Below are 8,151 nucleotides of genomic sequence, written 5' to 3' on the forward strand. Positions count from 1 at the left end.
TAACTCGGCAGTAGCAGACAATGGAAGTTCTAGCTGCACCACGGAGGTAGGATTCAACGTGAAAAAGTCTTTGTCCTGCTTCGTTTTTGATGCTTTCAATCTTGCCATTGTCTGCGTACTTCCTTAAAGTGTTTGGGTGCATTCCCAGTTGTTTGACTGCTTCTCGTAGTGGTAAATAAGCCATACCACTATCTGAGCATTTATGAGCATATGTAATCTATTATTAGTAAATAACTAGCTATTGGCTAACCCTCCAGCCCAATGGTGGTTCAATCATGGTTTGGTCTGACTTACCCACAGCAGCGCCGGGCTTATCGAAAATCTTCACGGTGCTGGCTTGGGGGCCTTCTTCGCCCATTTCTTCGGCAAAATGGACTGCGGTACCAATTTCTAAACGTTCAAATTCGTGATGTAACACACTATTGCGGTGAAAGTAAATTTCTCGGCCTTCTAAAGTTCTTAAGAAGCCATAGCCCCTATCTTTAAAGAGTTTGGTAACTAGTCCCGTTGCTTCCTGAAATTGTTCCTGATTATGACCTCGTAGCTTACCACCTTGGCCGTTACGCTCATATTGCAGTTGGTTGAGTTTAACTAGTTGCTGACGAGCGGCGTTAAAAGTATCGCGGATGACTGCATCTAATGGGTCATACTGAATACCCTCTCCCGGATTTCTTTCTGCCACAAGTTCGTGACCGGGGGGTACGGTGATATCAATGCGCACGCGATATGGTGAACCACTGCGGGGGCGGTCATGTATTTTTTCAATGGCAATATGGCAGCTACTGATGTGATCGCAAACACTCTCTAATTTAGCGATTTTCTCATGAATTAGGGTATCAATTGCATTGGTTTTCTCAACATTGCGATAAGTAATTTCTGGTGGTACTTTCATATGTTTGTCACGCTTGGGGTAAACCTAGGTACCAATAGATAGTGGTTGATAGCTAGTTTCAGCTTGGAAAAGCAAATCGCGGACTTGCTCATCTGTAGTTTGGGGAAAGTCTTCGTACCATAGACCAACACTATAAAAGGGGTCAGGTGTGGCAAGGCAGATGATCTCGTTGACGGCGGTTTGTAACTCTTTGCAAGTGGCGGCAGCACCAACGGGTACAGCAATAACTATTTTGGCAGGGTGCTGTCGCCGCACGGATGCTACCGCAGCCCACATAGTGGCACCTGTAGCTAACCCATCATCTACCAAGATGACTATGCGTCCTTCTAAATCAGGGTCAGGGCGATGGCCTCTATACAGTAGTTCTCGACGTTCTAATTCTCGTTCTTCTTGCGCCGCAACTCTAGCAATTGTTTCTTCGGATATCTTCACCAAATTGATAATATATTCGTTAATAATCCGCACGCCACCAGATGCGATCGCCCCCATTGCTAGTTCTTCTTGTTCAGGCACACCCAATTTACGCACCACCAGCACATCTAAGGGAGCATTTAACCCTTGAGCAACTTCAAAACCTACGGGTACACCGCCTCTGGGCAGAGCTAACACCATGACATCTGTAGTGTTAGCATAGTCTGCTAATTCTCGGGCCAACATTTGACCTGCTATTGTGCGATTTTTGAATAGCATGGTATTACTCTCCTGATATTTGCCTCAGAATTGAGGTTTTACTGGACTTTTCCCCTCAAAGAAAAGTCGAAATTCTGACTGATCAACAGCTGGCATTTTTCCTCCCGATTTGGTTGAGTCTTTCAGTGGTAATGGTGACCACTAACAGTCATCAAGTCTTGCTAGTGTTTCTGAACTGATCATAGAAAGCTAGACCTGGCATGACCTCTGACTAACGACGCGACATCAACAATCTACTGATCTATCTAATGGAGGAGAAAAAAATAGAACCTCACCCCCAATTCCTTTCCTTAGTAGGGAAAGGGAGACTTTGAGACAAGTCAAAGGTGGGGTGAGGCCAAAAACCAGATTACTGTGTTACTTAATTCATATTCCGGCGCTAATGTCGGCCATCGGGAGAGTATTAAACATTAGCTTACGGACGCTCTTCAATCACACGGTCAATTAAGCCATATTCTTTAGCTTCAGCAGCAGACATGAAAAAGTCCCGATCCATGTCTTTTTCAATCTTGGCTAAAGGTTGACCAGTATTCTGAGCATAGATATTATTTAGCTGGCTACGAATCCGCAGAATTTCTCTGGCTTCGATTTCGATATCACTGGCTTGGCCACGGGTTCCGCCGGAGGGCTGGTGAATCATAATCCGAGAATGAGGTAATGCCATGCGCTTACCCTTGGTTCCGGCTGCGAGCAGGAATGATCCCATGGAGGCTGCTAGACCTACACAAATTGTCACCACATCTGATTTGATGTGTTGCATGGTGTCAAAAATGGCCATGCCAGAGGTTACCATACCACCAGGGGAATTGATGTATAAATAAATATCCTTACCTGGATCGTCTGAATCCAGATATAGCATTACCGCAATAATTTGGTTAGCAATTTCATCATCAACATCTCGGCCTAGGAAAATAATCCGCTCCCGGTAAAGGCGATCGTAGATGCTAATCCAGTCTGTATATTGTCCTCCGGGCATCCGGTAAGGAACTTTAGGAACACCTATAGGCATATTCGTTACTCCGCTTGTAATTAGTCATTGGTTATGAGTGATTTACCAAGGTAAATCACTACCTGTGTTACTTAGAGAACACTGGCAGGTAATGGGGGATTGGCGAGTTCCTCTTTTTCAAAAACTCGGTCAATTAAACCATACTCCTTAGCTTCATAGGGAGTCATGTAGAATAGCCGATCCATGTCTTTGGTAATTTTTGCTGGTGCCTGTCCGGTGGTGTGGGATAGAATATCTACCATTGCCGCTTTGTTGACCAAAACTTCTTTTGCCCGAATTTGAATATCCGTTGCTTGACCTTGGGCGTAGCTCTTAGGTTGGTGTAGGATAATGGACGAGTGGGGCAAACTGGCGCGACAGCCTTTTGTACCAGCGCTGAGTAACATTGCCGCCATACCCATTGCCGAACCAATACAAATGGTGTGGATGGGGGGCTTGATGTATTTCATCGTGTCATAGATGGCGAAGGCTTCGGTTTCAAAGCCAATGGGTTCGCCACTGTAACCGGAGGTTCCTGTGGAGTTGATATAGATTTTTATCGGCTTCTCTGGGTCGTCTGACTGCAAATACAGCAATTCAGCAATAATCAATTCTGTTACCGCTGGCACCAATGGCATTCCCAGATAGACAATTCTTTCCTTCATCAATAAGGAAGGTAAGTCTGGCGGGGGTGTCCGGTAAAAGTTATCACCGTAATAAGGGGCTTGCACAGCCTTGATGGGGGAATTGTCCATAGCAACTGATCGCCTGAAACTATGCCGTTAACTGTAATACATCCTAACGCGATGTTAGCTGACTTCAAGTGTGGATTTCTCGCTAATTAGTGATTGACCCTGCTTGTTTGCCACTGTTTGATTTTTCCGCAGTGCCGATGTGGCGTTTTGAAGTTATTTTATAGAGATATCCTAACTAAAAATTTTGGGTTATGAAGGTCAATTTACAGCCTATCTTGAATGATGGTAGTTTGGACGCATATCAACCGAGCAGTCAACGTCAGTTGTCTATATCGGTTTCGGCTGTGGCTGAAGCTCAAGACAGTGATATACCACTGAATTTATGCTTAATTCTCGACCATAGTGGCTCAATGTACGGCCGACCTTTAGAAACTGTGAAGCAGGCGGCTAGTAATCTAGTCGATAAACTCAAACCAGGCGATCGCCTGAGTGTTGTTGCTTTTGATCACCGTGCGACTGTGTTGGTATCTAATCAAATGATTACTGACCCACAGCAGATTAAAAACCAGATTCAGAGTTTATCTGCTGGTGGTGGTACGGCTATTGATGAAGGTTTGCGTTTGGGGATTCAGGAGTTAGCTAAGGGAAAGAAAGAAACTGTTTCTCAAGCCTTTTTATTAACCGATGGTGAAAATGAACACGGCGATAATCAACGTTGTTTAAAATTGGCTCAATTAGCCACTAGCTATAATTTAACTTTAAACACCTTAGGATTTGGTGACAAATGGAATCAAGATATTTTAGAAAAAATCGCCGATGCTGGCTTGGGTAGTTTGTCCCACATTCAACGACCCGAACAAGCAGCAGATGAGTTTAACCGCCTGTTTAGGCGTGTGCAAGGGGTGGGATTGACTAATGCTTATTTGCTGATCTCCCTGATGGGTCATACTCGCCTAGCAGAACTTAAACCCATTGCTCAAGTTGCGCCAGAAACCATTGAGTTACCAGTGATCCAAGAAGCAGATGGGCGCTTGGCTGTGCGCTTGGGAGATTTAATGAAGGATGCACAAAGGGTAATTTTGGCTAATATCTACCTGGGACAATTACCACAAGGTCAACAGGCGATCGCTAATCTCCAAGTCCGCTATGATAACCCGGCTCAAAATCAAATGGGTTTATTGACTCCTTTAGTCCCGGTTTATATCCAGGTAACGGGGATGTATCAACCAAAAACTGATGCACGTGTGCACCAGTCTATTTTGGCATTGGCTAAGTACCGACAAACCCAGTTAGCTGAGGCGAAATTACAACAGGGCGATCGCGCCGGTGCTGCTACTATGCTGCAAACTGCGGCGAAAACGGCTCTGCAAATGGGTGATCAAGGGGCGGCAACGGTGTTACAAACTTCTGCTACCAGATTACAATCTGGGGAAGAATTATCCCAGAGCGATCGCAAGAAAACCAGAATTGTCTCTAAAACGGTCTTGCAAGATACTCCTAGCCAATAAAGGTTAAACTACTCTGTAATAAAAATGCCTTTTATTACAGGTAATGCTCAAATTACATACGTATCATTGAAATAGTAAAACTATTGCTGTGGCAGTATCTTTGCCCCATCTTCCACCTGAAACTGATAACCTTGGCTGTATCTTTCTAAACAAAATCGGTGCAGTGGGACTACACCGATAAGGCAATTTAACTTTAGTTCGCCGTGAGATTTCATGCCAAAGCTGAAGCCTGAGGTTTAGCAAAAATCATGCGTCCGGCGGAGGTTTGCAAAGCACTAGTAACCACTACCCGCACCTCACCACCGACATAACTTCTCCCCTCTTCCACCACAACCATTGTGCCATCATCGAGGTAGCCCACTCCTTGAGTGGGTTCTTTACCTTCTTTGAGAATCTTTAGGTCAAGATTATCACCAGGTAAATAAGTAGAACGCACAGCATTTACTAAGTCATTCACGTTCAGAACCGGCACTTTCTGCACGCTGGCTACTTTGGATAAGTTGTAATCATTGGTGAGGAGTGTACCGTTGATTTCTTGGGCAAAGCGGACTAATTTAGCATCGACTGTGGCAGTTTCTTCATAGTCCACAGGGTTAATCAATATCCGATCTGGGTAATCTTTCTTAATGCGGTTGAGAATCTCTAATCCCCGCCTTCCCCGGACTCGCTTTTGGTCTTTGCTAGCATCAGCTACTTGTTGCAACTCCTGCAATACAAACTGTGGTACTAAAATTTGTCCCTCGAGAAATCCGGTTTCTAGGAGAGCTTCAATGCGACCGTCAATAATGCAACTAGTGTCTAAAACTTTGGTACTGGCAGGTTTGAGTGTGCCTTCCACTACCATTGTTTCTACAGTGTTGGGATTAATGAACCGCAATAACCCGCGTCCGTGGGTATCGGCTAAATTCATCCCGGTCACAGCCAGTAAAATACTGCCGACAACGGCTACTAGTGGCTTAATAAAGCCAAAATCCTGGGGAATTGGTAGTAAAAATAATGGCGCTAGCATTAAGTTAGCCAGTAATAGCCCAATAACTAGGCCAATGGCGCGAGTTAAGATCATTTCCAAGGGCATTTCTCGGACTTGTACCTCTAAGCGCCGATATGATGTTTGGAAACGTAGACCCACTGCACCGCCAAGAATAGCGGCAAATACGGCAAAAACCAGGCGTAAAGCGTCTAGGTTTGTGACCCCATCAAGGGAACCGTCGGGTAGTAGTTCAATGCTGTAGAAGCCGATTCCCGCTGCTGCTAGGATGAATGAGAGAATAATAATGGCGTCAATCATAGTTGTCTTGTTTTCCCGCGATTGTGTGACCCAATAAACTCAAGTATTTTTCATCGGTGGGAGAGATTAATCAATATTGACTTACATTAGGGTTTTTAGCAGGTAATATCTGCAAATATTATAACTAAACTGTTTTTTGGGAATATTTTTCATACTTTTGTTGTAAAACGATAAGAAATTGTAAGAAAAACTATTTATTTTCACTGTTTGTCATACTCACTGGGGTTGATTAGTTCTTACTGACAATGAATCAAAAACTTAATGTTCCTGAAATGGCGAGTGCTGCATATGTACACATTCCCTTTTGCAGACGGCGGTGCTTTTATTGTGATTTTCCTGTGTCTGTGGTGGGCGATCGCCTGCGGGGCGAAACATCTGGTACTATATCCCAGTATGTGGAGGCTCTATGTCGGGAAATTGCCATGACTCCCACTGGTCAACCTCTGAAGACAATTTTTTTTGGTGGTGGTACTCCTTCTTTACTATCAACAAAGCAGTTACAACAGATATTAGCAACGCTGGAAAAACATTTGGGAATTGCTGCTGGTGCAGAAATTTCTATGGAAGTAGACCCAGGAACCTTTGATTTAGCACATATATCTGGCTATAGCAGCGTTGGTGTAAATCGGGTTAGTTTGGGTGTACAAGCCTTTCAAGCCGAATTATTGCAGTTTGCGGGGCGATCGCATTCTGTTGTAGATATTTTTACATCTGTGGAATTAATTCATCAAGTCGAAATTTCCGAATTTAGCTTAGACCTCATCTCAGGTTTGCCGCATCAGTCTTTAGAACAATGGCAGGATTCCCTAGATCAAGCAGTGGCAATGATGCCTACTCATATATCTATATATGACCTTACCATAGAGCCAGGTACGGCCTTTGGTCGTTACTACAAACCTGGTGACCAGCCATTACCAACCGATGAAACCACAGTCAAAATGTACCAAATGGGGCAAAAAGTTCTCACTGATGCAGGTTATGAACATTACGAGATTTCCAATTATGCCCGACCCGGTCATCAATGTCAGCATAATCGGGTATATTGGGAAAACCGCCCTTATTATGGTTTTGGTATGGGTGCGGCGAGTTATATAGATGGAAAGCGCTTTACCCGCCCCCGTAAGACCAAGGAATATTACCGATGGGTAGATTCTGGGGGTATAATTGATTGTGAAGTGACTCCCCCAGAAGAAGTATTGTTAGAAACCTTAATGTTAGGGTTGCGTTTGGCTGAGGGTGTAAGTTTGGGTATGTTGGTTGGGAAGTTTGGGGAAGATCAAGTCAAAGAAATTTACAAATGTTTACAGCCTTATTTAGATAAGGGTTGGGTAGAAGTTATTGGGGAGAGGTTGCGCTTGTCTGACCCCCAAGGGTTTTTATTTTCTAATGTGGTGTTAGCTGATTTGTTTGAACAGTTGGGTTGAAACCAATAAGGTCTACGACGTGTAACTAATTGTAACTGATTTGCTTAAAGCGATGAAATCTTACTAACTCACCCTATACTAAAAGTAGTTGATTTAATGAAGTCTTGATGCAACATGTCACTCCCAAGGAAGCAGCTAAAATCCTTACCAGGCCATCAACGTCAAGAAGCTTGTTTTGAGGCATTTGATGCCTTTAAACAAGCTCGTAGTCAAGGTGGTAATGCGAAGTTTAAAAGCTGTAAAGCCACAAGCCAAGCTATTCAATTTAAGGTGGGCAATTTCAAAAATGCTACCTGGTATCCGCGCACAACCAAAGGTTTAGGTTTTACCACAATTGGTCAAACTATTCCTGAGCAATGCGAATATGGCACAGAGCTTGTATACCGTCGTGGTAAATGGTTTGGTTGCTTTCCTCAACACAAAGAAACTGTACCTACTGGCAGTGATAGAGTAATAGCAGTAGACCCTGGTAATCGCACTTTCTTAACTGGTTTTGATGGCGAGAATCTCTTAGAGATTGCAACGGGAGACATCGGACGCATACAAAGATTGTGTCAGCACCTTGATAATCTCATAAGTCGTTCTACCAAAACAAGATGCCGTCAACGTAGAAAGATGCGTATTGCTGCTAATCGTGTCAGAGAAAGAATTCAAAATTTAATTAAA

9 protein-coding genes are annotated in these 8,151 nt (G+C 43.8%); 3 read left to right on the plus strand and 6 right to left on the minus strand.

What is annotated here, in order from left to right:
* The 5 genes from PN457_RS06320 to PN457_RS06340 form a co-directional block, all read right to left on the minus strand.
* Positions 1-184 (minus strand): MerR family DNA-binding transcriptional regulator (locus PN457_RS06320; RefSeq protein WP_271732081.1); only part of this gene is annotated, 184 nt, incomplete at its 3' end.
* A gap of 54 nt (positions 185-238) precedes the next feature.
* Complete coding sequence (locus PN457_RS06325) at positions 239-892, minus strand: HPF/RaiA family ribosome-associated protein (protein ID WP_271732082.1); 654 nt, start codon at positions 890-892, stop codon at positions 239-241.
* 24 nt (positions 893-916) lie between these two features.
* Complete coding sequence (locus tag PN457_RS06330; protein ID WP_271732084.1) at positions 917-1,582, minus strand: phosphoribosyltransferase; 666 nt, start codon at positions 1,580-1,582, stop codon at positions 917-919.
* A gap of 415 nt (positions 1,583-1,997) precedes the next feature.
* On the minus strand, positions 1,998-2,591 hold the full coding sequence (locus PN457_RS06335) for an ATP-dependent Clp protease proteolytic subunit (RefSeq protein WP_271732085.1): 594 nt from the start codon (positions 2,589-2,591) through the stop codon (positions 1,998-2,000).
* A 71-nt stretch (positions 2,592-2,662) separates the two neighbouring features.
* Positions 2,663-3,325, minus strand: a complete 663-nt coding sequence (locus PN457_RS06340; RefSeq protein WP_271732086.1) for an ATP-dependent Clp protease proteolytic subunit — start codon at positions 3,323-3,325, stop codon at positions 2,663-2,665.
* Between the two features lie 191 nt (positions 3,326-3,516).
* Here PN457_RS06340 and PN457_RS06345 point away from each other — a divergent pair, with 191 nt between their 5' ends.
* Entirely contained in the window at positions 3,517-4,773 is a 1,257-nt protein-coding gene (locus PN457_RS06345) for a vWA domain-containing protein (protein WP_271732087.1), read from the plus strand.
* Between the two features lie 211 nt (positions 4,774-4,984).
* Here the strand turns inward: PN457_RS06345 and PN457_RS06350 are convergent, their stop codons facing one another.
* Positions 4,985-6,061, minus strand: a complete 1,077-nt coding sequence (locus PN457_RS06350; protein ID WP_271732088.1) for a PIN/TRAM domain-containing protein — start codon at positions 6,059-6,061, stop codon at positions 4,985-4,987.
* Between the two features lie 245 nt (positions 6,062-6,306).
* Between PN457_RS06350 and hemW the strand changes: the two genes are divergently transcribed.
* Both hemW and PN457_RS06360 read left to right on the plus strand, forming a co-directional pair.
* Positions 6,307-7,485, plus strand: coding sequence for a radical SAM family heme chaperone HemW (hemW, locus tag PN457_RS06355; protein WP_271732089.1), 1,179 nt, complete (start codon positions 6,307-6,309; stop codon positions 7,483-7,485).
* Positions 7,486-7,599: 114 nt separating this feature from the next.
* Positions 7,600-8,151 (plus strand): nuclease/transposase family protein (locus PN457_RS06360; protein ID WP_465248706.1); only part of this gene is annotated, 552 nt, incomplete at its 3' end.

Source organism: Anabaenopsis arnoldii, assembly GCF_028331025.1.
GTDB lineage: Bacteria > Cyanobacteriota > Cyanobacteriia > Cyanobacteriales > Nostocaceae > Anabaenopsis > Anabaenopsis arnoldii.